Below are 26,075 nucleotides of genomic sequence, written 5' to 3' on the forward strand. Positions count from 1 at the left end.
GGTCTTAGTTGTCTCCCTCGTTCACGTCTCCGGCACGGGGAGTGAGCAAGCCTTCGGCCACGCCCCACAGTCCATCACTATAAGAAGCCTTCACCAGGACCACGTCGTGGGGACGTAGATCCACATCCAGCATGTTCACGGCGGCATCGATATCATCCACCAGCTTGGTTTTCACACCCTGAGCCTTGGCTTCGTTGGCCAGCGCGCGCTGGTTGACTCCCCTGCCCACGATGATCGCCCGATCAATCCGGCGTCCACCGAGGAAGCGGCCAAGCTCAGCATGTTCCTCAGAACCATCGTCGCCCAGCTCGCCCATCTGCCCAAGTACTGCCCAGCTGGTGGCTTCGGGACGACCCGCGGCGGTGTACGCCAGGGCGTCGATCCCCGCACGCATGGATTCCGGGTTGGCGTTATAGGAGTCATTGATCACGGTCACGCCATCCGGGCGGGTGCGCACATCCATGCGGTTGGCGCTGGCGGCCACATGGGAACAGAGCGCATTAGCAACCTTCTGCGGGTCGAGACCCAGCTCGATGCCCACCGCGGCAGCGGCCAAAGCGTTGGAAACCTGGTGCGCGCCGAAGACTCCCAGGCACACGTGGATGGAGCTGGTGTCCCGGATGCTGCCTGCCTCCGAGTGAACCGCAGCAGAGCCATCCGCAGACTGCCTGCTGGTGGGATAGTGCAGGTCGAACTCAGCGCGGGCAACCTCATCCAGAACAATATTGGTGGCGTAGTAATCCGCCCGTCCGGACTTCCCCATCGCCTCACTGGTGGAATATTTCACCACGCGGGCCTGGGTGCGAGATTCCATGGCGCTGACGATGTCATCGTCGGCGTTCAAGACGGCCAGCCCGGAGGCGGATAGTGCCTCCACCAGCTCGCCCTTGGCCTGCGCGATGGCCTCGCGGGAGCCGAATTCACCCAGGTGAGCCGTGCCCACGTTGAGCACCACGCCCACGGTGGGCGGAGTGACTTCCGCGAGGTGCCGGATGTGACCCACCCCGCGGGCGGACATCTCGGAGACCAGGAACTTGGTGTTCCATCCAGCTCGCAAGGCGGTGTACGGCAGGCCGATCTCATTGTTGAAGCTGCCCGGAGGCGCCACGGTCTCACCTGCGGTCTGCAACACGGCACCCAGCAGATCCTTAGTTGAGGTCTTGCCCGCTGAGCCGGTAACTCCCACCACGGTCAAGTCTGATTCACTGACCAGCCGGTCGGTGTTGTGCCGCGCCAGCTTGTCCACGGCGGCCAACACGGCTGCACCGTGGCCTGCTGCGTCGTGCTCAAATGCAGAAGCATTCGCTACTTCATCAGCGGTCTTGGCTGGCGCGGCCAGGAGTGCAGGCAGTCCGATATCGCGTCCTACCAGCAGCAGCGCTGCACCATCGGCCTGCGCACCCTGGGCGAAGTCGTGCCCATCCACCTGCGCACCCGGCAACGCCATGAAGATCTGCCCGGGCGTGATCACTCGAGAATCGAATTCCACGGGTCCGGCGACCATCGCGTTCGGATCCACTCCATTAATGAGCGTGCCGCCAGTGACGGTGGCGATATCCCCAATGCTGAGTTCAATCATGTTTCTAGCTCCTGTCACTTTCGGCCAAGACTTCGCGCAAGGCTGCACTGAGTACCGCCACGTCATCGAAATCGTGCATCACACCTGCCACCAACTGGCCTTTTTCATGGCCTTTGCCAGCAATCACAATCGCATCTCCGGGCTCCGCCCACCGCACCGCAGCCGCAATGGCTTCGGCCCGATCGGCGATCTCTTGGATGGTCACCTTATCTTGTTTTTCTTCTCTTTCTTTCGACGCCACCCGTGCCCCCTCCAGCACCTGCGCCCGGATCGCTGCAGGTTCCTCGTCACGGGGATTATCATCCGTCACGAATACTGCGTCTGCCACTCGGGCTGCCTCATATCCCATCTTGGGGCGCTTATCGTGGTCGCGGTTTCCGCCCGCGCCGAGCACCATGCCGATCCGCCCTTCAGCAGAAGGCATGTAATCGGCCAGGGTCTGCACCACGCTGGCCACGGCACCTGGTTTGTGGGCGTAATCCACCATCGCCAGGAACGGCTGACCCTCGTTAACCGCCTGCATGCGGCCAGGCACCTGGACGGTGCCGATGCTGCGGGCGATCTCCTCCACCGAACCAGCCGAGCTATCGCCAAGCGAGTACACGCAGGCCAGGGCCAGCAGGCTGTTGGCTACGTTGAAGTTTCCGGCGAGGGCGATCTGGTAGCCGAAGTCCTCTGTCTGCTCAGCATCTTCTTCCGCTAGCGGGCCCGCGCCGTTGCGGGTGACGTGGATGATCTGTTCGCCGGATGGCTGTACCTGCACGGAATCGGCGTTCCAATGACGTGCGCGCCAACCCGCGGCTCGCTCGGCGGCATCAGCCTCGGTGGTGACCACGCAGGTGAGCGCGGCCACGTCTTGCGTGTTCGCCGAATCGTTGTCCAGCAGCTGCTCCACCAGGCGCTGTCCCCACTTATCATCAGCACACACCACGGGAATAGGGCTGCCGTATGCGGGGCTGAAGAGAGAGGCCTTGGTCTGGAAATAATCTTCCATCGTGGGATGGAAATCCAGGTGGTCTTGGCTCAAGTTGGTGAATGCGGCCACGTCAAAGCCAATTCCGCGCACCCTTCCCAGCGCCAGCGCGTGGGAGGAGACCTCCATCACCACGTGAGTCACACCCTCGTTCACCATGCGCGCTAGCAGCGCTTGCATGGTGGGGGCTTCCGGGGTGGTCAGTTCCGTTTTCACCGGTTGCCCATTGATGCGCGTGCCCGTGGTGCCAATGATGCCCACGGAATGGTTTTGCATCAGCGCATTCTCAATCAGGTAGCTGGTGGTGGTCTTACCGGAGGTGCCGGTGATTCCCACCACCATCAGCTTGCTCGCAGGATGCCCATAGATCTCGGCGGCGGCATCCCCCATGTGGCGTCGAACATCATCAACCACCAGCACGGGCAGTGAGGGGTCTGCGACGGCCACAATCTCCGCGCCTTCCGCATCCGTCAGCACGGCACGGGCGCCAGATTGCGCTGCGAACTTCGCCCCGTGCGCGCGGGTGCCAGGCACGGCGCAGAACAGGGAATCTGCGGTGACTTCGGCGGAGTTCAGGGTGCAGGTGGATACTTCCACTTCCCCAGCGTGGTTATCTGGAAGCAGGGCGCCGCCCGTGATGCGGGCTAGTTCAGCGAGGGTACTCATGATTATTTCTTCTCCAGCATCAACATCGGGCCGGGGTCACCGGACAGAGGAACGTTGTAGTGATCCAGCAGCCAGGATGCGATGTCATTGAACAGGGGTGCGGCGGATCCACCGGCACCGCCATCCGTGCCACGCTCGGGATCATCCAGCATGATGCCCACGGCAAAGCGAGGGTTATCGGCGGGCGCGATGCCCGCGAAGGTGATCCAGTAGTTCGAGTTGGAATACGCACCCGTGTCCGGATCGATCTGCTGCGCGGTGCCGGTCTTGCCGGAGATCTGGTAGCCCTTCACCGCAGCCGCGGCACCCGTTCCCTGCTGCACGCCGGTGGGATCAGACTGGGTGACAGCGCGGAACATGTCCACCACGGTGCGCGCGGACTGTGGGGAAACCACTTCCGTGCGCTTAGCTTCTGGCATGGCGATCTGGCTACCGTCCGCAGCAGTCACGGACTTCACCAACCGGGGCTCAATGCGCACGCCCTCATTGGCCAAGGTCTGGTAAACACTGGTCATCTGCAACAAGCTCATGGACATGCCCTGGCCAATGGGCAGGTTAGCGAATGTGCCGCCGGACCACTGGCTGAGATCCGGCATGTAACCGGAGGTCTCGTGAGGCAGGCCCACTCCCGTGGCTTGGCCGATGCCGAAATCGCGCAGGTATTGGTAGAACTTGTCCTGGCCTACGCGCTGGGCCAGCATCAGCGTGCCCACGTTGGAGGACTTACCGAAGACACCCGTGGTGGTGTACGGAACGGTGCCGTGCTCCCACGCGTCCTTCACGGTCACGCCGGACATTTCGATGCTGCCGGGAACCTGCAGCACCTCATCGGGTTGGGTCTTGCCTTCTTCGATGGCTGCCGCGGCAGTCATGATTTTGGCCACGGAACCTGGCTCGAAGGCGTTCGAGGTGTTCCGATCGCCAAAGACGCGATCCCGCTTGAGCTGCTTTTCCACATCCTCGTTGGGATTGACCGTGTCAGAGCTGGCCATGGCCACGACTTCACCGGTGGTCGTATCCAGCACCACGGCGCTGGCGGACTTCGACTTGGACAGATCCTTGGCCTGCTGCACCTGCTGCTGGATGTAGGTTTGGGCATCCACATCGAGGGTCAGCTGGTAGGCGTCGCCATCCACCGGTGGGTGGGCATCGCGCACTGAGCCCGGGATCTCATAACCATCGCCGCCCACGTCAACGGTTCGTGAACCATCGACGCCCTGCAGGCGTCCGTCCTGGGAAAGTTCCAAACCGAACTGGCCCTGTCCATCAACGCTGATCTTGCCAATCACGTTGTTGCCGATCGCCCCATTGGGGTACTGGCGAATATCTTGGCGTTCCGAGGTGATCTCGGGGAACTCCTTGGTGACGGCGCGGGCTACATCCGGGTCCACGTTGCGCACGAGGACCGCATAGCTGGTGTCCGAAGTGAGCTTTTTGCGCACATCGGATTCGCGAATGTCATCGCCTTCCTCATTGATCATGGTGGGAAGTTTCTTGGCGATTTCATTGAGCCGTTGCTCCGGCGCAGCCACCTCTTCTGGATTGAGCTCGTGGCGCTCCTGCATGAACTTCTGCAGGCGGTCAGGCTGCACTGAAAGGGAGCGGGCTTCCATTGTGTAGGCCAGGATATTGCCGTTGCGATCAGTGATGGAACCGCGATGTGCAGGTTCCGTGATCACTGCCGTGCGCTGCAGCTGAGCTTGCTCGGCGAGCTTTGGGCCAGCCACCAACTGCACCCAGGTGAGGCGGAGAATCATCGCGAGAACCAAGATCACGATGATGATGGCGATCAAACCGAGACGCTTGCTCAGGTTCTCCTTGCTGTTATCGATGATCAGCCAGGCATTTGAGTTGGCTGTTCGCTGTGAATGAGGCTTGCGCGGTGTTGCCAAGACTTATTCACTCCTTTCTGCGGACAGCATTTGTGTCTCATTGTCCATCGCTTAAAGCAATGTGCCGGGCAATCTGCCCGGCGTGTCACTGCTTTGGCGGTGTGGGTGGGTTTGGTTCGTGCGGCTGAGGTGGGCCTTTTCGCGGGCTTAGTTCATCGGGCTTAGTTCGGTGGGGCTACTGGAGCTGCAGCTGGGTTAGCTGCTGGAGCAGGAGCCGCAGGCGCGGCTGGTGCTGCAGGGGTGTTCCCAACGTTAGGGGCTGCGTTGCCCGCGTTGCCCGAATTACCGGACTGCTGGTCAGAATAAGGAACCGCGCCCGTGCTGTTGTTCTGGGCTGCAGCACCCGCTGCGCTCTGCGGTGCGAGTCCTGGCACGTTGTTGGTCTTGTTCGGATCAGAAGTGGCACCGGGCTGACGCTGGTTTCCGTTGACATCCACCACTGGGCGGTTGGAATCGCCGGCCATTTCGCGACGCTCCTCTACCTTGTCCCCCTCCACGCTGAGGATTCCTGGCTGCTGCGGGGCAACCATGCCGAGCTTTGCAGCCTCAGCCGCGATGTTTCCACCGGACTGAGCCACTGCCACGTCGCGCTCCAAGGACTCCAGCTGATCGCTGAGTGCGGTCGACTGTTCCTTGGACTCGGCGATCTGGAAGGACTGCTCGGTGGTGACACCGGAGAGGTATTGGGTGAAGCCAATTCCCACCAAGAATGCAGCTACAGCCGCCACGGCCCAGTTCTTGAGTGCGGACTGAGACTTGACCGGCGCGATGCGACGACCGCGCACCGACACCTGCTGCTGAGAACCAAGCCGACGGGTACGACGCAGCGTGCGTGGAGACGCCGGGGTTTCCACAGTAGAAACGGGGCGAGCGGTTCCGCCCGCAACCCGAGCGCTCACTACCCGGGAACCAGGCCTGACAGTGCTCGTCCGCACAGCACCAGTCCCACCAACGCGAGTGCCGGACTGATCTTCGGTCTGGGAGTCTCCGTAGTACTTCGTTCCCGAGCTCCGACGGGGTGTCGCTGGGGCCGAACCTCGAGTCTTGAGCGAACCGGTGGTCATACTGTGTCCTTCGGGAGTTGAGTGTGGTGAGCGGGAACTACTGGGTGGCATGTGTGTGGTCATGACGTCCCCCGTGGAGGAACAGGGAAACGTTGGTATCCGCGCATGCTTGCCCTAGCAGCAGCGCGAACGCGCACGGGAGCGGATCGGGAATTCTGCTCAATCTCCGCTTCGGAGGCCTTTTCCGCGCCCCGGGTGATCAGCTCAAACTCAGCTTCCGAGCCGGGCAGATCCATCGGCAGACCAGCTGGCGTTTGAGAAGCAGTGAGCTCCGAGAGCCCCTTCTTCACGATCTTGTCTTCCAGAGATTGGTAGCTCATGTACACCCCAACCCCGCCAATGTGCAGCCACGAAGCCGCTGCTGGCAGAACGTTTTCCAGTGCCTCCAGCTCAGCGTTGACTTCAATGCGCAGGGCTTGGAAGGTCCGCTTGGCGGGGTGTCCGCCAGTCCTCCGCGAGGCCGCAGGAATGACCGCGTAGAGCAGCTCGACGAGTCGCCCGGAATCGCTGAACGCTTCCTTCTCCCGCTCTCGCAGAATCGCGCTGGCGATCTTTCCCGCGAAACGCTCATCGCCATAGGTCTTGAGAATCCGCGCCAGGTCACCGTGGGAATAGGTGTTGAGGATTTCCGCGGCAGTCAGAGGCATGTCCGGATCCATGCGCATATCCAGTGGCGCGTCCTGGCTATAAGCGAAACCGCGTTCAGCTTGATCGAGCTGCATGGAAGATACGCCCAGGTCAAAGAGGAAACCGGAGATGCCGTGCGTGGTGGCGTCGGTCGGGATTTTGCCCTGTTCCACCAGGTCCTGCAGTGCCTCGGTGATGCCATCGAAGCGGGTGCGGTAGCTCAGGAAGCGGGAACCGAAACGAGCCAGGCGCTCTTCGGCCTCCGCGATCGCGTTCGGATCGCGATCCAATCCCACCACGATGGCCTCGGGGAATTCCTCGAGGAAAGCTTCCGTGTGGCCACCCGCGCCGAGGGTTCCGTCAACGATGATCGGTTGTTCCGGCGCCAGCGGAGAGCGGACCCCACGAGCGATCAGCTCCACCATTCGATCCCGCATGACGGGTACGTGGCCGTGTGTGCTCATGTTGTCCTCCTCTCCTGACTGCTTGGTGTTCTTCGTCTTTTTCGACGCCGACTTTTCCGCCGAAAACCGTCTCAGAGCTGGTGAAATAACAAAGAGTGCGAACAGGGCCTTACCTGCGTGGGTGTGGGCTTGATATCGGGGAAGTACATCAAACGTCACGTCGTCCACGCAGATAAGGGCCTGCGCACACTCTGTAGAAGGTGCTTGTTAAAGGAAGTCCGCGAAGGATTCATCGTCGCCGACTGAGAAGTCGGTTTCATGCTCTGCGCTGTAGCGCTCCCATGCTTGGGCGTCCCAGATTTCGAGGAAATCCACGTTGCCGATGACCACGCATTCTTTGGTCAATTCCGCATAGTCCCTGTGTGGCGCGGGGATTGTGATCCGTCCTTGGGAATCTGGAGTCTGCTCGTCCGCGCTCGCCGCCAGGTTGCGCACGAAGGCGCGTGCCCTGGGGTTTGTGCGGGAGGCAGCTGCGGCCTTTTTGGCTCGGACCATAAATTCACCTCGCGGGTATACCGCCAAGCTTCGGTCCTGACCTTTGACCACCATCAGCCCGTCTGCCAATTCCTCGCGGAATTTGGCAGGCAGGGTGAGCCTTCCTTTGTCGTCCAACTTCGGTGTGAAAGTGCCGAAGAACATGTCTGCGGCTCCTTTCGCTTACCGGTTGACACTGAGGTTTCTTATCTTCACCAGCTCTGTTCAGTTATCAGCACGTTGCTTCCCCCACTTTACCCCACTGTCCCCCACTTAAACAGCCACACGCCGAACATTAAATAATTACTTGAGGGATTTCCTGTGCTGACCTGCACTATCTTTCCCGTCTCACAGGAGATTAGCAAGACGAGCTCAAAAATTCCGCCAGGGACCTACCCTCTCACAACCTCAGGCATACCGCGCTTCACCAGCGACGATAAGGGTTTGTGGGGCAAAGTGGAGGAAAAATGAGCAAAAGGGGGCGGTTGCGGGCACGAAAAAGGGGCGCCCCACCTTTTCAGTGGAACGCCCCTGCAGAAAGAGACTCGAGGTAAATCCAAAACTATGACGCGCAGCGACCCGCGCTACTGCGCCAGCATCGCGTCAGTGAAAGTTACTTCTCAAAGCGCTTACGGAAACTTTCCTCCATGCGATCACTCACGCCACCTGGCTTGCCGCCCTTGGTGGAAGATGCCGGTCCTGCAGGCCCGCCACGCTTAGCGGAAGGCTTAGCCTTTCCCCTTCCGGACCCTGCCGATCCCCCCTTGAACGCCATGAGCCCACCACCGAACATGATGAAGAACCCGAGCACGCTCAGCGCCACAAACCACAGAGAATGCTGAGCCAAGCTCACGCCACCGACCAGCACACAAAGACCCAAGAGCATGATGGCCACTGATTGAATATTGAGCGCAAAGCCTGTGCCACCCGCCCCTTGAGAAGCACGCTTCGCTAGACGCGGATCTTCCGCGGTAAGCGCCCGCTCAATTTCTTCGAGTGCGCGCTGCTCTTGCTCCGATAGAGCCACGATCAACCTCCATTTATGCGATAAATGAGAAATCTACCTGACTCACCCACCGCGTACTTGCGCAATGAATCCGCCATGTTCTTCCGCTCACTGAGAGCGCAGGCAGATGCTATTTAAGGAACTACTCCATACAACGCCCAGCATACGGATTTAGTTCCCTCTACGGCAGACTTTCTTCATTACTTGCGCGCGCTCCAACTAAGCAACCACCGCAGATCCCTCCACGCGATCGCGCGCCAGATCCACCAGATCACACGCTTGCTCATAGAGCTTTTGCACCACCAGAGGGCTCACATCTTTCTCCAGTCCCATGTCCGCGCGGCTCGCCAAGCGGGCATGGACCTCGAATCGCTGGCAGCGCTCGCTCAGACTCGGATCCAACGCACGAAGTTTGTCCCACGCGCTGCCCTTGGGGCGCCGCTTCCTGTCCGCCATCATGAGCTCAATCATCGCCCCGGCCCCCCGCAACGCAGCCCGGTACGAGAGCGACATCGCCGCATCCAGCCGTTCTGCCTGCCGAGATGCCGCCAGCTGCCTTTCGGCATCGTCCAAATATTCAGCAGCGCTCTTGTGCCCCGCCCGCGGATGAATCCTTTGCACTGCATTCATTTCGCCACACTCCTTCTGCCGCCTCGTTTTACTGCCTCGCTGATCACTTAAGAATCAATATAGGAACGCTCAAGACAAGACCCTCCCACCAGAAATCATAAATAGAACACCCGTTCTATTTTACAAACAATTCTAGAACACCTGCTCTTTTGCCCTGATCCTCATGGCATCATGTTTTCCATGTCCTTGGTATCCATCGTCACTGCGTCGCCCCCGCAGTTCCGCCGCCGCATCGCGGAACTCATTGAGCTCCACCTTGCCGCCATGGATTACCCAGCCTCCTACCGGAGCCAACGGCAAACCCTGTGGCTCTCCACCATGAACCACAAAGATTTCCGCTGTCACCTGGCACTACTCCACACAGCAGAACAACAACCGGATATTGATGATCCTTCCCAGCGAGTAGTCGGCGTGTGCTTCAGTTTCCGCGGCGAGCCACAAAATTGGTGGAATCAGCAGGTCTCCCGCGGACTCTCCGCCGCGGGCCGCTCCCCACAGCAAGTCCGCTCCACCCTGGCGGATTATGCCGAGCTTTCAGAATTTCATGTCAGCCCCCGCGTGCAGCACCAGGGAATCGGGCGCGCGCTCCTGAGAAAGCACTTGGGATCCATCTCCCAGCAGCACGTGCTGCTCTCCACTCCGGAAAGCCCAGGTGAGGACAACAGTGCGTGGCGCCTCTACCGCAGCATGGGCTTCCGGGAAGTGCTTAGGGATTTCTACTTCCCTGCCGATAACCGCCCGTTTGCCATCCTCAGCAAGGCGCTTTAGCGCACCATATCGTGGCCAAAGCCCGGCCCCCAGGCCGGAGCCATGCCCAGGTTGTGCAGCACTTCCTGCGTGGCGCGCACGTTATTCATGGTCATGAAGTGCAAATCTGGAGCTCCTTCAGCCATCAAGCGCTCCGCCATTCCCGTGGAAATCTCGATGCCCACCTCGCGGATCGCCTCCCGGTTAGCGGCTTCGTCCCCGTTGGCTGCCTTCATGAGCTTGTTCTCCACGTCCTTCGGGAGTGCGGCGCTCGCCAGCTCCATCTGCTTGCGTACTCCGCGCAGCGAGGTGATCGGCATCAGTCCCGGAATCACGGGCTTCGCACCATGTTCCCGGTCGGCCGCGGCCAGGCGATCGCGCAACCGCAGGTAGTGCTCCACATCGAAGAACATCTGCGTGATGGAGTACTCCGCCCCGGCACGCAGTTTCTGCAGCGTAAACCGCGTATCCGCCTCCAAGTCAGGAGAGCGGAAATGCCCCTCCGGGAAGCTCGCGATACCAATGTCAAAGTCCTCGCACTCCGGCATTTCCCGCACCATCTTGATGAGCTCATCGGTGTACAGCAGCCCACCCTCGGTTTGCACCCATTCCGCATTCGGATCTCCCGGGGGATCCCCGCGCAAGGCCAAGAGGTTGGTCAGCCCCAGGTCAGCGAAGGTGCGCAGCAGGTCGCGAATCTCCGCTTCCGTGTGCTCCACCAGCGTCATGTGCACCAAGGTGGTCAACGGCTTGCTGGCCAGCTGCTCAGCCACTCGCAGTGTGCGCTCGCGAGTAGAACCGCCCGCGCCATAAGTAACGGACACGAAACTCACCCCGAGGTCGTGAAAAGCCTCAGCCGCACCCCACAAGCGCTGCTCAGCTGCATCATCGCGCGGCGGCATGAACTCCACGCTAAACGGCACCCTTCCTGGGGTGTTGAGCTTGAGAGATTCAGAGACAGCCACCTGCCTGCGGATTTGCACCATGCCAGAAGATACTAATGCCATACCCATTCGCGAACTGAGATTGGGTGAAAAGGCCCAGCCTGTAGAATCTGGATACATGAGTGTTCCTGAGTCCACGTGGGGTTTGGCTTCCCCTCTTTCCGCAGTTCCCAGCGCCGTCAACCAATGCGTGGCGGATTATTTCGCGGCCAGTACTCAGGAATTCGCCGCGATCGGCCCGCAGTTTGCGCACGCCATTTCCCTGCTTCGGGAATTCACCGTGGACGGTGGCAAACGGGTTCGCCCCATGTTCGCGTGGGCCGGCATTCGTGCGGGCGTGGAAGGCGGTGGCGGTAGTTTTGATTTTCCTTTTCCCGACGCCACCCCGGACCCCCAATCACTCCTCACCGCTATTTCTGCAATGGAGTTCATCCAGGCGTGTGCGCTGATCCATGACGACATCATCGATCAATCCGATACCCGGCGCGGCTCTCCCACCACCCACCGCAGGTTCACGGCTCAGCACCGCGAGCATGCCTGGGCAGGTGAAAGCGAGCACTACGGCACCAGCCAGGCCATCCTCACCGGTGATCTGGCTCTGGCCTGGGCGGATGACATGTTTGGCATGTCCGGGATCAGCGCTCAAGCACTGCGGGCCAGCCGGAATCCATGGCGGGCGATGCGCACCGAGGTGATTGCGGGGCAGATTCTCGATGTCACCCTCGAAGCCAACGGCAGCGAAAGCGTGGAGGATTCCCTCAAGGTCATCGAGTACAAAACCGCCAGCTACACCGTGGCCCGTCCCCTGCACATTGGTGCGGCACTCGTCGGGGCTGATGAAGCAGTGGTGAGTACCCTGCGCCAGATTGGCCAGGATATCGGCGAGGCTTTCCAGCTGCGCGATGATCAGCTCGGGGTTTTCGGAAAGCCAGAGATCACTGGCAAGCCCAGCGGAGATGACCTCCGGACCGGCAAGCGCACCGCGCTGATCAATCAAGCGCTGATCAATTTGGCAGAGGGCAAGGGTGTCAAGGGCGGCGTCGAAAAGTTAAGAAATGGTTTGGGGGCTGTCGATACAGAGGAAGAAATCGACGAGTTGCGCGGCGTGATCGTGGAGAGCGGCGCCGCGGCTGACATCGAGGAATGGATCACGCGGCGCAGCCAGCGGGCCATCGAGACCATCCGCGGGGCGAACTTGGGAGCGGAGATCACCGAGGAAATGGTGGACGTCACCGCCAAGCTGAGCGATAGGAAGTACTGAGAATATGGCTGCTGCATCCCATGGCAAAGATCGTCGCCACCTGCGGCTTCCCCGCCCGCTGGTGCCCATGACCCGAGCCACGAAGCGAAAGCGTTACGCGGAAAAATCGCAGCACATCGTGGTGGTGGGTGCCGGGCTTTCTGGTTTGGCGGCGGCGGCTCGATTGCGCGCTTCTGGACTGCAGGTGACCGTGTTGGAAGCAGCCGATCACGTGGGAGGGCGCTGCGCCACGGAGATTCTCCGCAGCTCACACGGTGAATTCGCCGCTGATACGGGTGCAACTGTCCTGACCATGCCGCAGCTGGTGGAATCAGCGGTGCATGCGCTGGGTCAGCACATGCCTGAGACTTGGAAGCTGAACAAGCTCTCGCCTGCCTATCATGCGCAGTTCGCCTCTGGGCGCAGCATTGATCTGTATTCGGATCGGGCGCGCATGTCGCAGGCGATCGCGGATTTCGCAGCGGAGAAATTCCCTGCGGATCAGACCGGGGCCGCGCTTCGCCTCACCGAAGGTTTCCGGAGCTACCGGGATTGGTCTCAAGAGATGTTCGCGGCATCCTTTGAGAATTTCGTGGCTGCGGACTTCGATTCCCTGGTGGATCTGGTTTCTACTCCCGCAGCGGCCAATGACCTGTTGCGGTTGACCGGTTTGGGCGCTTTTGGCTCGCTCTCCAAAGCCATTCGCTCTCATATCGATGATGATGAGCTCTCTAGGCTCTTCACCTTCCAGGCCCTTTATGCTGGCCAGGCCCCCGCAGCCGCCCGCGCGGTGTACTCCGTGATTGGTCACATGGATACCGGGATGGGCGTGTACTACCCGCAGCACTCCATTGGCGAGGCTGCGGAAGCCATTGCCGGAGCGCTGCAGAAAGCGGGGGCGCAGGTTCGCTTGAACTGCGCAGTGGAGGATTTCCACATGGATTCGGCAGGCACGCAGATCACGGGCGTGCGCCTGGCTGATGGGGAGGTTATCCCCGCCGACGCTGTCATCTGCACCACGGATCTCGCGGTCCTGGATGAGATGATGCAGCGCAGCCTGCAAGGCAAGACCGGCCGGACTATGCGCACAGCCCGGCGCGCCATGCAACGCTCCACCCGCCGCGCCAACAGGCCGCTTCCGTTGCGCTGGTCCCCCTCCGCGGTTGTCATCCACGGCACTGTGCCCACGGATGTTTCCGAACACTTCGCATCCTCAGCCCACCACACGCTGAGCTTTGGCGAGGCTTGGGAGGACACCTTCACCGAGCTCACAGCGCGCAAGGGTCGCGGGCGCATCATGAGTGATCCCTCGTTCCTCATCACCCGCCCCGCGCGCACCGCCCCCTCCCGGATCATCCGCGATGCCGCCGGGGCTACATATGAACCGATCAGTATCCTCGCGCCAGTTCCGAATTTGGCCTCCGCCCCCATAGAGTGGAACCTCATCCAAAATCCTTACGTGGAGGAGATTCTCAACACCTTGGAGCAACGCGGATTCTCCCAACTCAGCTCATCCCTGGCCATCGCCCGGGTAGATACCCCTGCCACGTGGCACTCCGAGCACGGATACGGGGAAGGCACGCCATTTTCCGTGGCGCATAGCTTCAGCCAGACCGGCCCCTTCCGTCCGCGGAACACGGGTGCCTATGGCGTGGACAACCTGGTGCTGGCCGGCTGTGGCACCACCCCGGGCGTGGGTGTGCCCACCGTCTTGGTTTCCGGTGCGCTCGCGGCACGCCGAATCACCGGCGGCGGGGTGCGATGAGCACCTTCACCATGCGGCTACGCGCCCTGACGTGGCGCCATGCCATCATTCTGGGGCTCATCGGCTCCATCATCCTGGCGCTGAGTTCCCACGCCGCCGGTGCAGTGCGTGCCCGCGGTGGAGTTCTGCACATCATGAACCTCACCTCTCTCACCTTTGGCCACTTCACCGGCATCATGGTGGTGATCATGTGGATCGGGGTGGGATTATTGCTGCTTAGCTGGATGGTGGCTGGCGGGCACATTCTCCGTCACGGGCACTCCTTGGATGCCCCCATGGTGTTTGCCTGGATTGCCCCGCTGATGTTCGCCGGGCCCATGATGTCCCGCGATCTGTACTCCTATCTCATGCAGGGCACGCTGGCCCGCGATGGCATCAACCCTTATGAGCATGGCGCGGCTGCCAATCCGGGGCCCATTCTCTTCGAGGTCAGTTCGGACTGGCGCAACACCACCACCCCTTATGGTCCGCTTCACCTGTGGATCAGCGAGCTCATCACCACCATCACCGGGGATAACATCACCGCGGGCACCGTGGTGTTCAAGATCGTCTCCGTGGCCTCCATCGCGGGCATGATCTGGTCAGTGAACCGCTTGGCTCGCTACGTGGGCACGCGCCCCTCGGTAGCTGTGTGGCTGGGCGTGGCAAACCCGCTGGTCATCATCCACTTGATTGGTGGCATGCACAACGAGAACATCATGATGGCCCTGGTCTTGCTCGGCCTCGTGCTTTCGCTGCGGTTACGTCCCCTCCCGGGTTTCCTGGCGGGAACCGTGCTCATTGCGCTGGCAGTCTCGCTCAAGGTCACGGCCTTCATCGCCTTGCCATTCTTGGTGTGGATCTTCGTGGCCCGCTGGGCAGGTCCTGGGCCGGTTGCGCTGTTCCGTGAATCCTGGAAACGCCTGGGCACCCTGATGCTCAGCGGCATCGCTGCCCTGGCCATCACCGGCGGAGTGATCCAAGCAGTCACCCTGCTCTCTGGGCAAACCTGGGGTTGGATCGCAGAAATGGCCGGTAATACCAAGGTGATTAATCCCCTGGCGTTGCCGTCGTTGTTAGCCTCCACATTGGAGCCCACGCTCACCCGTTTGGTCGACGACGACCTGACCTTCAACGTGCTGGTCAGCGCAATCCGGCCGTTCACCACCGCACTGATGGTCCTCGGTTTGGCTGTGGTGTGGTGGATGTATCGCCGTGATGAGATGCAGGCCCTCAAGGGTGCGAGCCTGGCCTATCTGGTCACGTGCATCTTCAACTCCGTGACCCTCCCCTGGTACTACGCCGCGGTGCTCGCTCTCTTGGCGGTGTGGGCCACCGACAGGCGGATCATCTTCATCGCGGCCTGGCTCTCCGCCACCCTGTGCTTCATGTTCGATGGCGGCGGAAACAACCGCCTCTACAACCTCTGGTGGGTGCTACTCATCGGTGCGGTCATGTGGTGGGCACTGCGCGGAGCCACCGGTTACAGTCCGCTGCGCAAGCCACACCAGACCGACTCGTGGGTGCTCAATGAAGCCCGGGTGCTGGGGGAAACGCAGACGCCCGCACCAGCGCCAGCGCAGGCACAAGCGCTTAAACGATAGCCATCGCCTGTGCCCGGCGCATCACCTCGCGGGCCAGATGCCCGTGCAGCGCGTCCACTGGTCGCCCGGGGAGGGAATCATCGGCTTCATAGAGGTACTCCAGAATCTCCTGGGAGCTGTAGCCTCCGTCAGACAACAGGGAAATCACACCTGGAACAAACTTGTTGAGGTCCCCGTCCTCGGTGAAGAACATCTCCGGGATATAACGGACATTGTCCAGGCGGATCGCCAGCAGCTGACCGTTGTTGAGCAGATCCATCACCTTGGTCACCACCACGCCCATGCGCTCGGCGGCATCCGGAATAGCAATGACCGATTCCCCAGCGGGAACTCCCCCGGTGGCTTGGTCCAAAATGACTGATTCTTCTGTGGTTTCTCGCTCGTTATTCACAGAAACCACTGTAGCCCACGCCCGTCCGCGTGTGGATTGCTCACCATGCGCTCTCCTGTGCCGGGGTGGGGTGCAGTTAGTATGGGTTAATGAATCTCGCGCTTCGGGCGCAGAAAGCCCCGCGATGAAAGGACATCCACCCCACCGTGAGTGAGCTTTACACCGGAGACCTGCTGGACAACCGCTATCGCATCGGCGCGCGGATTGCCCGCGGAGGCATGTCCACCGTCTATTCAGCCGTGGATACTCGCCTAGATCGTGAAGTGGCAGTCAAGGTGATGGATCCCGCGTTGGCAGATCAGCGCTCTTTCCGCGCCCGCTTCGAGCGCGAAGCCCGCGCCGTGGCCAAGCTCAATCACCCCGCGTTGGTGAATGTTTTTGATCAGGGCGAAGATGGCGAATACGTTTTCCTCGTCATGGAGCTGGTGGTTGGTGGCTCACTGCGGGAACTACTCAAGGAACGCGGGCCCATGCCCCCGCACGCAGCTCTGGCCGTGATGGAGCCAGTGCTCACCGCGCTCTCCGTGGCTCACTCCACGGGCATGATCCACCGGGATATCAAGCCGGATAACGTGCTGATCAGCGATACCCACCAGGTGAAACTCGCCGATTTCGGACTGGTCCGCGCCATCGCCACCGGGGTGAATTCCAGTGGTGCCACCTCGCACGATGGCAAGGTCATCGGCACGGTCGGCTACCTTTCCCCCGAGCAGGTGGAAGGCAGTTCGCTGCAGCAATCTTCGGATGTCTACTCCGCGGGCATCCTGCTCTTCGAACTGCTCACCGGCCACACCCCTTTCCGCGAGGCAGACCCCGTGAGCACCGCGATGGCCAGGTTGCACAGGGATGTCCCCCTTCCCTCCAGCGTGATCCCCGGTGTACCGGCGGAAGTCGATGAGCTCATCGCTAGGGCCACCGCCCGCGCCCCACACCGTCGGTTCGCTGATGGAACCCAATTTCTCGACGCCGTGCAAGAGACCTCCCGGGTGCTCCGCCTCCCGGCATTCAAGGTGCCCTCCCCTCAGCACTCCGCGGTACGCAACGCCCTCGAGGGTGCGGATTATGGCGAGCGGCTCTCCTGGGATGACGAATCCATGTCCACGCGCGCGGTGAATCTCGGTGGGCCCAGCCGCACGTCAGAGCAGCCACACCCGGCACGTCCTTTCACCGAGACCACACACACGCAATTGCAACCGGCCAATCCCGGTGCGATGCAGCCGCACCCCGGCATTGATTCTCATCACCCCGCTGCGGCGTATCCGCTGAGCCAGCAACCCCTTGGCCCTCAGCTCAATCCCTATCCTGCCGGCCCGGTGCACCATGTGGATGACCCCGGGGTGGCGTCGACAAGAAATGATGGTGCCCACCCACCAACGTTGAGCAACCGTTCCACAGGACGGACCGTGCTGTGGATCGTGGTTCTGCTGGCGCTGCTGGTTTCGGTGGCTTTGGGTGCGTGGTGGCTGACCAGTGGTCGCTACGGCGAGGTGCCGGCTGTGGTGGGGATGGATCGGGTCACGGCACAAGCCACGGTGGAAGAGGCGGGATTCACCTCCGGGGTGGAGGAAGTCTATTCCAACGATTCCACCCGGGAATCAGTGATGGGAACCGACCCTCCTTTTGGTGAACGAGCACCGCGGGGAAGCCAGGTAGCGGTGCTCGTATCCCTGGGAAAGCCGACCGTTCCAGAGCCGGGACGGGCGGACACGGTGTCCACCTATACCCAGAAGCTGGAGGATCGCACGCTTCGCGCGCGGCTGGGTGAAGAAGTGTATTCGCAGGATGTGCCCAAGGGGCAGATCGCGCAAACCTCCCCTCCTGCCGGGCGCGAAGTGAACACCGAAAGCACGGTTGAGGTGCGGTTGAGCAAGGGTCCACGGCCCGTGCGCATCCCCGGGGTGAAGGGGCAAAGCCAGCAACGCGCCACCAGCACCATCAAGGCCGCAGGGCTAGAGGTGGGTGAAATTGTCCGCGAATTCAGAAGCAGCATTGAGGCCGGGGATGCGATTGAGACCCGCCCCGGCACAGGCGAGCAAGCCCCCGGTGGCAGTGAGATCACGCTGGTGATCAGCAATGCCATCAAGGTGCCCGATGTGGAAGGTATGTCCGCTGAAAAGGCACGCCAGGCGCTGCGTGCAGCTGGGCTCAACCCCGTAGATGGGGAATCCGTGGATGATTCTTCGGTGAGCTTGGGAGACATCGCTAAGCAGTCCCCCGCCGCGGGTGAGTTGGTGAACCCAGCCGCGAATACGAACGTGAGCATCCACGCCTCAGATTCTGTTCGCGTGCCATTCATGATCGGGAAGAGTGCGGAATCAGTGAGCCGTGAACTGGAGAAACTCGGCGTGGAAGTGGAGATCTCCGGTCCCAGTGATGGGCGGGTGTACTCGCAATCACCGAGCGCAGGAACGCGCATCCGCGCGGGCGATACGGTGAAGCTGAAGACGCTCTAAAAGCTGTAAACGCTGCAAGTACCCCAGACACAACAAAAGCTGGGAACGCTCGCAATGAGCATTCCCAGCTTTGAGAGCTTTGAGAAGATTTAGTTGCGCAGCATCTCAGCCACGAGGAACGCCAGTTCCAAGGACTGCTGCGTGTTCAGGCGCGGATCCACGGTGGTGGCGTAGCGCTCAGGCAGATCCACATCGGTGATGGACTGACCGCCGCCGACAACCTCGGTCACGTCTTCACCCGTGAGCTCCACGTGGATGCCGCCTGGGTGAGAGCCCAGGGAGCGGTGGACCTCGAAGAATCCCTGCACCTCATCGATGATGCGGTCGAAATCGCGGGTCTTGTAGCCGTTGGATGCGGTGTAGGTGTTGCCGTGCATCGGATCGCACTGCCAGATGACCTTGTGCCCGGTTGCCTCCACTGCCTCGATGATCGGAGGCAGAACGGTGCGGATCTTGTCGTATCCCATGCGGGAGATCAGCGTGAGCCGTCCCGGGATGTTGTTGGGATCCAGGGTGCGGACGTACTCCACGGCCTCTTCCGGCGTGGTGGTAGGGCCGATCTTCACGCCCACCGGGTTGGCGATCATGGAGATGAACTGAATGTGCGCATCTTCCAGACCGCGGGTGCGCTCTCCCACCCACACCTGGTGAGCGGAGAGGTTGTACAGCGCGTCTTCGCCGTTTTCGTCATGGCCCAAGCGCAGCATGGAGCGCTCGTAATCCATCACCAGGGACTCGTGGGAAGCGTAAATATCCGCGGTGTGCAGCTGAGAATCGGAGACACCACAAGCATTCATGAACTCCAGGCCGCGGTCGATCTCCTCGGCCAACGCCTCGTAACGAGCACCCGCTGGGGAGTTGGCCACGAACTCGCGGTTCCACTCATGCAGGCGGTAAAGGTCCGCGGTTCCGGAGGTGGTGAGCGCGCGCACCAAGTTCATGGCTGCAGAAGCGTTGGCGTAAGCCCGCACCATGCGGGAGGGATCGTGAGCACGCGCTTCTTCAGTGGCCTCTACACCGTTGACCAGGTCACCGCGGTAGCTCAGCAATCCGTTGCTTTCCCGGTCCGCGGAGCGGGGCTTGGCGTACTGGCCTGCGATACGAGCCATCTTCACCACTGGGGTGGAGGCACCGTAAGTAAGCACCACTGCCATCTGCAGCAGCGTCTTCACGTTTCCGCGAATGTGTGGTTCTGTGTTGGACTCGAAAGTCTCGGCGCAATCGCCGCCCTGCAGCAGGAAGGCCTTGCCCAGTGCCACATCGCGCAGCTGGTTGCTCAGCCGGCGTACCTCTTGTGCCACCACGATGGGTGGAACGGATTCCAAAATCTTCCGCACGCGTGCGGCGTGATCAGCATCCCAAGAGGGCTGCTGCTTTGCATCGCGCGAAAGTACATCGCCATAAAGTTTCTCCGACATCGCTGGTGGCAGCGGTGGCAGATCGGGCAATTCATCTAAAGGTACGTCAATAGTCCAAGCCATGGATCACAGCATACTCGGTCACGCGCAACAAGTACGCACTCGGACTTCCTGCTTCTTTGAGGTTGCTCTCAGGTATTTTTTCCCGACGCCACCCTTAGCGCCCCAGCGCCTGCATCGACAGCCGATACTTCACCACATTGAAGCGCGCGTCCGCGAGGGCGTCATGCGCGTTGGAGGGGGCCTCCGGCAGCCGTGGGCGCCCCGCCATTTCCCACAGTTGCTTGAGCTCATGAGTGAATCGGGGCAGTTCCCGGGGCAATCCGGTCATGTCGCCCCACAGCTGTGCCAGCACCACGTGATCGTAGGCACTCACCCATGCCCAGAGCTCTGGCCGATCTTGCTGGCTCAGGTAGTCCCCCGGCTCGTGGCCCGGCAGCAGGAATTCATAGAGTTTGCGCTTGAGCGTCTCGGTATCCATCCATCGCGAATCCGAGCGAGGTGGGAGCTGGTTTAGTACGTTGCGACGTACCCAGTCTCCCGCGCGGGAGGCATCGAAATCGGTGCAGATCGCATAGAACTCCCGTCCGTCTTCCGCAACCACGCCGATGGAGACCAAGTCAATGGTCTCTCCATCTTCGATAAATTCAGTGTCATAGAAATAGCGCACGTTTACTAGCTTAAACGCTGCTGCGCATGGGAGGTTATCGGGCAGGCTTGCGCAGCGGTGGTGGGTACATGGTCCACTTCACCACGGGAACCTTGCTGAGTCCGTAGAACACCGCTCCCGCGGTGATGCAGATGAGGATCCCCCACAGCACGCGCAGGTCAGGGTTTTCAATGCTCGGTCGCAGCTGTGGCTGGGTTTCCCACAGGTGCGGGTAGATGATCAGGTCAAACAAAGCGAGAAAAGCGTGGTGGGACACGTAGATAGGCAGTGTATTCCTGCCCACGAATCCGAAGATGCTTTTCAGAACCGGAAGGTAGGAAATCCACACTGCGAGCATGATTCCCATCGGCACAGCAGCCAGGATTCGCGCCTGCATGAGCATGGATTGCTGGCTGGCGATGATCTCACTCCAACCCTCGAAGTAGTAAATATCCATGCCGCGGTACAGCAATTCCCCCAGTGCGAAGAGAACCACTGCTGCTGCCACGCTCAGGAGCTGACCCGCATGATGCGAAATGCTGAAGAACAGGCTCCGGTAGTGCAGGCCGAGGAAGAAGATCGGCGCATACGTCAGCGCCTGGTACACGCCCTGAATCACCATCAGACCCGCCATTGCGGCCACGATCGCCGGCACAAAGGAGAGAGCTACTGCTAGCCAGGGCGGTTGGCGTCGAAGCAAAACTGCCGCCAAGTTGTACGCCATCAGGGTGTAGAGGAACCACAGGCCGGGATCACCGACGATCACAGCTTTCACCACATGGGTGAGCGAGAGAGAATCCTCGATATAAAGCCTGGTGGCAGCCTGCACCGGGCTGTACACCAGGTACGGGACCAGCAGAAACCAGAGGCGGCGAAACCAGAGTGTTTCCGCATTCCACGAGATGATCCGGTGGGCGAACATGCCCGAGATGAGGAAAAACAACGGCATGCGCAGCGGGTCCAAGACTGTGGAGACCCAGAACCATGGGGTCTCCATGCCTCCGGGAACGCCGGTGACCACGTGCATCAGACACACGCCGATGATGGATAAACCTTTGGCGCAATCTGCCCATTCAATGCGGCGAGTGGCCGCAGCAGTGCGTTCTTGGGACCGCGCGAGCTGCGGGCGTGGTCCCGAATCTGAAGGTTTCATGAGAGATCTAACGATTGCAGGTGATGGAGGGCGCGGTCAAACCGTTCCGGCAGCGCCTGCGAACCCCTAGTGGGAACGCGGTTCAGAACCCTCTGGGTAACCCGCCCCAGCTTCAAGCGACTTCTTCACGTCCGCAGCATAGAAATCCGGCACGTAATCCTGGCCGGACAGTTCCTGGAGAGCTTCCATGATGGCGTTGGTGAAGGCGCGCGCCTGAGCGTATTCATCGCCGGCATCCCGGAAATCAGCTGGGTGGACGGGATCGCCAATCCGGAAACCGCAGCGGTAAGGCCGGGGAATCCAGCTGCCGATGGGGTTGACCTGTTTGGTGCCGATCATCGCTGCCGGGTACACGGGGAGATCCGCCTGCATGGCAATGCGCGCCAATCCGGTCTTACCGCGGTAGAGGCGACCATCCGGGCTGCGCGTACCCTCCGGATACATTCCCAGCACGCGGCCTTCCTTGAGCACGCGCAACGCGGTCTGCAAAGCAGCGGACTGGGAAGTCTTGTCTTCCCTATCGATGGGCACCTGACCCACTGAGGAGAAGAACCACTTCTGGATCCCGCCGATCAAACCTGGGGTGGTGAAGTATTCCTTCTTGGCCAGGAACGTCATCTTCCGAGGCACCAAGAGAGGCAGGTAGAAGCTATCCATCACTGCCAGGTGGTTGGAGGCCACCACAACCGGGCCTTCCGCGGGGAGTTTCTCCAGGCCTTCCGAGAATGGCCGGTTATAAATGCGCAGCAATGGGCCGACGAAAACATTCTTCAGCCACCAGTACGTATCTCTCTTCATGCGCATTGACCCTTCTCTACCCTTTGTCACCCAGCAGCTCGTTGCGAGCCAATTTAGCTACGCCGATCATACCTGCCTGTGAACCCAGCTCGGCAACCGCAAGCCTGGCCACTGGGCGGCTTCCCGCGCCCACCACGCTGCGGTGCATCACCCGCTCAGCACGTTCCAAATACAGATCCGCATCGGCAGCTACTCCCCCGCCGAGGACGATCAATTCCGGGTCCAGGATGTCCTGCACCATGGCCAGGCCCCTGCCCAACCACGTAGCCATGTCCTTGATCACTGCCAGAGCCAGCGGGTCGCCCTCCCGCGCCATGTTCACCACCACGCGGCCGGTGATTTCCTCCGGATGGTTGCCGTATTCCTGTGCCAACCGGGATTCCGGGTAGCGGCCCATGGCGATGAGATCCTGCGCGGTCAACGGCAACGCCGAACCAGAGCAGTAACGCTCCAAACAACCGCGCTTACCGCAGGGGCAGCGCCGTCCATTGGGCATCACGGTGAGGTGGCCGAACTCCGGAGCCACGCCGAATGCCCCGCGGTAGATATCCCCGTTCATCATGATGGCCCCGCCGATGCCTGTACCCAATGCGCAGAGCACCCAGGTCTTCGTTTCTTTCGCAGCACCAAAGAAGTGCTCACCCCACGCTGCTGAATTCGCATCGTGTTCCACAGTCACGGGCAGGCCCAGGCGCTTGCTCATGTTCTGCTTCACATTGGATCCGCGCCATGGCAGGTGCGGGGCAAAGCGCACGGTTTCCTGGTTCTCATCCACGAATCCGGCGATGGCCAGGCCCACTGCGGCCACCTGCGGATGCCGAGCGGTGAGCTTATCCACCACGGCCTCCACTGCGGTTTCGAGAGCTCCGGACGAAGGCGGAGTGGGCAGCTGCTCCATGTCCAGCACCACCCCGGCCTGGTTGATCACAGCGGCGCGGAGGTTTGTTCCCCCAATATCAATACCGATCGTCAAGAGCTCTTCGCTCACTCCGCTGCCTCTCATCTTTCGTAGAAAACCTCATCAACTCTAGCGCGCTGCCCTGACCCCGTGCCTAACTGGGAACCTCGGGCCGTGCGCCACTCGCGCTTCTTTAGGCAGGGACATTCCACGCCACCTGAGGCGGCCTCATCCCCCGGCCGTGGATAACCGCAAGGAATTGATCACGGAGGACTTCCCACGTCCACGCATCGTTGACGCGTTTCCGGCCGGTTTCTGCCAGTGAATTGCGCAGGTTGGCGTCGGAAAGAAGCTCGTTAATCCTGGCTGCCACCTGACCTGGCTCGCGACCCGAAACCACCAGCCCCGTCTGGCCGTCAATCACCGTTTCGGGAGCGCCTCCGCCGTCCCCGGCGATCGTGGCCACCCCGCAGGCCTGAGCTTCCAGGAACACGATCCCCAAACCCTCCACCGACAACCCGCCCAGCTGCGTACGCACGGGCAACGCGAACACGTCACCCATGCAGAAATGCCCCGGGAGCTCGGAGAAATCCACTGGCCCGGTGACCGTCACGGCACCCTGCACGCCCAAGGACTGCGCCCTGCGCTCCAGCTTGATGCCCATCTTTCCCGGCCCCACCAGCATCAAGTGCGCATCCGGGTGCTGCGCCAGCACGGCGGGCATGGCCTCCACCAAGGTGTCTTGCCCCTTGCGGCTGACGATTCGTGAGACGGCCACGATGACCTTCTTTTTTTCGACGCCATATCTCCCCCGCAGCTCTTCCCTCATGCCTGGGTCTGGGCGGAACAGCGAAGTATCCACGCCACCGGGCATGGGCTCCCAGGCCACATTGGGCCCGAAAGCTGCCATCATGCGACCGCGGGCGTAATGAGAGACGTAGGTGAGGCAGTCCACGAAATCTCCGATGCGCCGCAGGATCTGCCGGGTGCCGGGGAACATGGACCAGCCGACCTCATGGCCGTGCGTGGACGCGATGATGCGGCGGGCACCTGCTCTGCGCGCGGCCGGAGCCAACAGCGCCAGGGGTGCAGCAGCGCCGAACCAGACTGTGTCTATCTGGTGTTCTTTGATGAGTGCTGCCATCTTCCGCGCGGTAGCTGGAGTGGGCAGCATGACCTTCGTGGGCCAGCGAACCACCGTGTACGGCAGTTGGGCATCGAAGGCTTGGGCAGCAGCGGCATCCTGAGTGGAGGCAAAGACGATGACGTGCGCATCTTGTGTGCTGAGGGTGGCCAAGTAATCCCGCACATACGTTTGAATCCCGCCCAAAGTGGGCGGGAAGTCATTTGTCACCACGAGCACCCGAGGGCGCCCCACTGAGCTATCCGTCATGTTTGCACATTGTAGCGGCTAGCCAGACCGGCTCTTTTAGTAGCGAACTGCGCCGGAGATCGGCATGGAATCCACGGGGACAACCTGCACTGGGATTCCGTAGTCAGAGGCGTGAACCAGCTGGCCATCACCGATGTACATGCCGACGTGCGTGGTTCCTGGGTAGTAGCCCACGATGTCACCCGGCTGCAGCTCATTGCGGCTGACTGGCTGGCCGCCGGCCAACTGGGCCTGAGAGGTGCGAGGGATGGTCTTGCCAGTCTGCTGGTATGCCCAGAGCATCAAACCGGAGCAGTCGAATTCATTCGGTCCGGAGGCGCCCCAACCGTAAGGTGAGCCAAGCTTGGACAGCGCCGCAGCTACTGCACCGGTTTGGTTCACCTTGGCGGCGACTGGGGAATCAGGCTGCTTGAGCTTGCCCAGGAACTCTTCAACGTTGACGTCGATGGGGCCATTGCTGTCCACCCAGCGCTGACGATCCTCCGGGCTCAGCCCATCCACCACGTCCATGACGCGCTTCTTGAGCTCATCCAGCTTCTGGGTCTGACGATCCAGCACCCGCTGGCGGGCGCCGAGATCATTGACGCGGAAGTCAGCGCGGAACTTCGCGCGATTAGCTTCCGAGTTGAGGTTGACTGCCTTGAGCAGATCCTCGTCCAGAACAGAGATGGTGCGATCCTTGCTCTCTGCCAAGCTGGCCAGGTAGCTACCGCGCTCCATCGCTGCCTGTGGGCCGGAGGCACTGGAGAGAACGGTGAGCGGATCTACAGAGGCACCGCGGTACATAGACTGGGAGACATCCTTCACGCTCTCCTCAGAGTTCTGCAGGTTCTGCAGAGCGATATCGGATTCACGCTTGGTCTTCTCAACGTCCTTTTGGACACCATCAAGCTCAGCCCGAGCCTTGTCGAGATCCAGCTGGTTCTGCTGCACCTTTTCGTTAGCAGCACCAGTGACGTGGGAAACCTGCTTCATGTGTGCCAACAGGCCGTCCACGTCTTGCGGAATCGGCTTAGCTAGCAGCTCATCAATGTAGCGATTAAAGGCTTTTGCATCGTCAGGGTTCGGAACTTGCTGAGAATTCTGGGCCTGATTCTGCGCGGGATCCGCTAGAGCGGAGGGAACAACTGGAGAAACTCCAATGGCGAGCGCGAGCAATGTTGCTTGCACGGAGCGGGAGAAGCGACCCTGGGGGCGAGCTAGAGAATGAAAAGAAGTGCTGGACACACGAACCTTCTTGAGAAATGAAAACGGATAGGAACCACAAT

22 protein-coding genes are annotated in these 26,075 nt (G+C 61.0%); 5 read left to right on the plus strand and 17 right to left on the minus strand.

Annotated elements, in window-relative coordinates:
• Positions 1–4: 4 nt before the first annotated feature.
• From IRY30_RS06925 to IRY30_RS06960, 8 genes are all read right to left on the minus strand, one after another.
• Entirely contained in the window at positions 5–1,579 is a 1,575-nt protein-coding gene (locus IRY30_RS06925) for a UDP-N-acetylmuramoyl-tripeptide--D-alanyl-D-alanine ligase (RefSeq protein ID WP_194556707.1), read from the minus strand.
• Positions 1,580–1,583: 4 nt separating this feature from the next.
• Positions 1,584–3,218, minus strand: coding sequence for a UDP-N-acetylmuramoyl-L-alanyl-D-glutamate--2,6-diaminopimelate ligase (locus IRY30_RS06930; protein ID WP_194556708.1), 1,635 nt, complete (start codon positions 3,216–3,218; stop codon positions 1,584–1,586).
• A gap of 2 nt (positions 3,219–3,220) precedes the next feature.
• The gene (locus IRY30_RS06935) at positions 3,221–4,975 is read right to left on the minus strand and encodes a peptidoglycan D,D-transpeptidase FtsI family protein (RefSeq protein ID WP_228503204.1); all 1,755 of its coding nucleotides are present in this window, start codon (positions 4,973–4,975) and stop codon (positions 3,221–3,223) included.
• 296 nt (positions 4,976–5,271) lie between these two features.
• Positions 5,272–6,009: a hypothetical protein gene (locus IRY30_RS06940; RefSeq protein WP_194556709.1), complete on the minus strand. Its 738-nt coding sequence runs from the start codon at positions 6,007–6,009 to the stop codon at positions 5,272–5,274.
• 224 nt (positions 6,010–6,233) lie between these two features.
• Entirely contained in the window at positions 6,234–7,265 is a 1,032-nt protein-coding gene (gene rsmH, locus IRY30_RS06945) for a 16S rRNA (cytosine(1402)-N(4))-methyltransferase RsmH (RefSeq protein ID WP_194556710.1), read from the minus strand.
• 207 nt (positions 7,266–7,472) lie between these two features.
• On the minus strand, positions 7,473–7,904 hold the full coding sequence (gene mraZ, locus IRY30_RS06950; protein WP_194556711.1) for a division/cell wall cluster transcriptional repressor MraZ: 432 nt from the start codon (positions 7,902–7,904) through the stop codon (positions 7,473–7,475).
• Positions 7,905–8,352: 448 nt separating this feature from the next.
• The gene (locus IRY30_RS06955; RefSeq protein ID WP_194556712.1) at positions 8,353–8,766 is read right to left on the minus strand and encodes a DUF3040 domain-containing protein; all 414 of its coding nucleotides are present in this window, start codon (positions 8,764–8,766) and stop codon (positions 8,353–8,355) included.
• Positions 8,767–8,964: 198 nt separating this feature from the next.
• Positions 8,965–9,375: an SAV_6107 family HEPN domain-containing protein gene (locus IRY30_RS06960; RefSeq protein WP_194556713.1), complete on the minus strand. Its 411-nt coding sequence runs from the start codon at positions 9,373–9,375 to the stop codon at positions 8,965–8,967.
• A gap of 180 nt (positions 9,376–9,555) precedes the next feature.
• Between IRY30_RS06960 and IRY30_RS06965 the strand changes: the two genes are divergently transcribed.
• Entirely contained in the window at positions 9,556–10,143 is a 588-nt protein-coding gene (locus tag IRY30_RS06965) for a GNAT family N-acetyltransferase (RefSeq protein WP_194556714.1), read from the plus strand.
• On the opposite strand, the gene IRY30_RS06970 is transcribed toward IRY30_RS06965, so the two are convergent.
• Positions 10,140–11,108: a methylenetetrahydrofolate reductase gene (locus IRY30_RS06970; protein WP_194556715.1), complete on the minus strand. Its 969-nt coding sequence runs from the start codon at positions 11,106–11,108 to the stop codon at positions 10,140–10,142. The two genes, IRY30_RS06965 and IRY30_RS06970, sit on opposite strands and share 4 nt — an antisense overlap.
• Before the next feature lie 76 nt (positions 11,109–11,184).
• On the opposite strand from IRY30_RS06970, the gene IRY30_RS06975 reads away from it, so the two are divergent.
• From IRY30_RS06975 to IRY30_RS06985, 3 genes are read left to right on the plus strand one after another with little or no spacing between them, the layout of a single operon-like run.
• Positions 11,185–12,327, plus strand: coding sequence for a polyprenyl synthetase family protein (locus tag IRY30_RS06975; protein WP_194556716.1), 1,143 nt, complete (start codon positions 11,185–11,187; stop codon positions 12,325–12,327).
• A gap of 4 nt (positions 12,328–12,331) precedes the next feature.
• A complete protein-coding gene (crtI, locus tag IRY30_RS06980) occupies positions 12,332–14,071 on the plus strand; it encodes a phytoene desaturase family protein (protein WP_194556717.1) in 1,740 nt (579 codons plus the stop codon).
• The gene (locus IRY30_RS06985) at positions 14,068–15,654 is read left to right on the plus strand and encodes an alpha-(1->6)-mannopyranosyltransferase A (RefSeq protein ID WP_194556718.1); all 1,587 of its coding nucleotides are present in this window, start codon (positions 14,068–14,070) and stop codon (positions 15,652–15,654) included. Before crtI ends, IRY30_RS06985 begins: the two co-directional genes overlap by 4 nt.
• Here IRY30_RS06985 and IRY30_RS06990 read toward each other — a convergent pair.
• Complete coding sequence (locus IRY30_RS06990) at positions 15,644–16,045, minus strand: Rv2175c family DNA-binding protein (protein WP_288814190.1); 402 nt, start codon at positions 16,043–16,045, stop codon at positions 15,644–15,646. The genes IRY30_RS06985 and IRY30_RS06990 overlap by 11 nt on opposite strands.
• 146 nt (positions 16,046–16,191) lie before the next feature.
• Between IRY30_RS06990 and pknB the strand changes: the two genes are divergently transcribed.
• On the plus strand, positions 16,192–18,498 hold the full coding sequence (gene pknB, locus IRY30_RS06995; protein ID WP_194556719.1) for a Stk1 family PASTA domain-containing Ser/Thr kinase: 2,307 nt from the start codon (positions 16,192–16,194) through the stop codon (positions 18,496–18,498).
• A gap of 89 nt (positions 18,499–18,587) precedes the next feature.
• Here the strand turns inward: pknB and IRY30_RS07000 are convergent, their stop codons facing one another.
• The 7 genes from IRY30_RS07000 to IRY30_RS07030 all read right to left on the minus strand — a co-directional run bounded on the left by IRY30_RS07000 (position 18,588) and on the right by IRY30_RS07030 (position 26,034).
• Positions 18,588–19,979, minus strand: a complete 1,392-nt coding sequence (locus IRY30_RS07000) for a class II 3-deoxy-7-phosphoheptulonate synthase (protein ID WP_194556720.1) — start codon at positions 19,977–19,979, stop codon at positions 18,588–18,590.
• 94 nt (positions 19,980–20,073) lie between these two features.
• Positions 20,074–20,586, minus strand: a complete 513-nt coding sequence (locus IRY30_RS07005) for a polyadenylate-specific 3'-exoribonuclease AS (protein ID WP_194556721.1) — start codon at positions 20,584–20,586, stop codon at positions 20,074–20,076.
• A 34-nt stretch (positions 20,587–20,620) separates the two neighbouring features.
• Entirely contained in the window at positions 20,621–21,718 is a 1,098-nt protein-coding gene (locus IRY30_RS07010) for an acyltransferase family protein (protein WP_194556722.1), read from the minus strand.
• 66 nt (positions 21,719–21,784) lie between these two features.
• The gene (locus tag IRY30_RS07015; RefSeq protein ID WP_194556967.1) at positions 21,785–22,516 is read right to left on the minus strand and encodes a lysophospholipid acyltransferase family protein; all 732 of its coding nucleotides are present in this window, start codon (positions 22,514–22,516) and stop codon (positions 21,785–21,787) included.
• Positions 22,517–22,532: 16 nt separating this feature from the next.
• Positions 22,533–23,519, minus strand: coding sequence for an ROK family protein (locus IRY30_RS07020; protein WP_194556723.1), 987 nt, complete (start codon positions 23,517–23,519; stop codon positions 22,533–22,535).
• An 88-nt stretch (positions 23,520–23,607) separates the two neighbouring features.
• Positions 23,608–24,807: a glycosyltransferase family 4 protein gene (locus IRY30_RS07025; protein ID WP_194556724.1), complete on the minus strand. Its 1,200-nt coding sequence runs from the start codon at positions 24,805–24,807 to the stop codon at positions 23,608–23,610.
• Between the two features lie 36 nt (positions 24,808–24,843).
• Positions 24,844–26,034, minus strand: coding sequence for a C40 family peptidase (locus tag IRY30_RS07030; RefSeq protein WP_194556725.1), 1,191 nt, complete (start codon positions 26,032–26,034; stop codon positions 24,844–24,846).
• Positions 26,035–26,075 lie beyond the last annotated feature (41 nt).

Source organism: Corynebacterium suicordis DSM 45110 (genome assembly GCF_015351405.1).
In the GTDB taxonomy this organism is placed as follows: Bacteria; Actinomycetota; Actinomycetes; order Mycobacteriales; family Mycobacteriaceae; genus Corynebacterium; species Corynebacterium suicordis.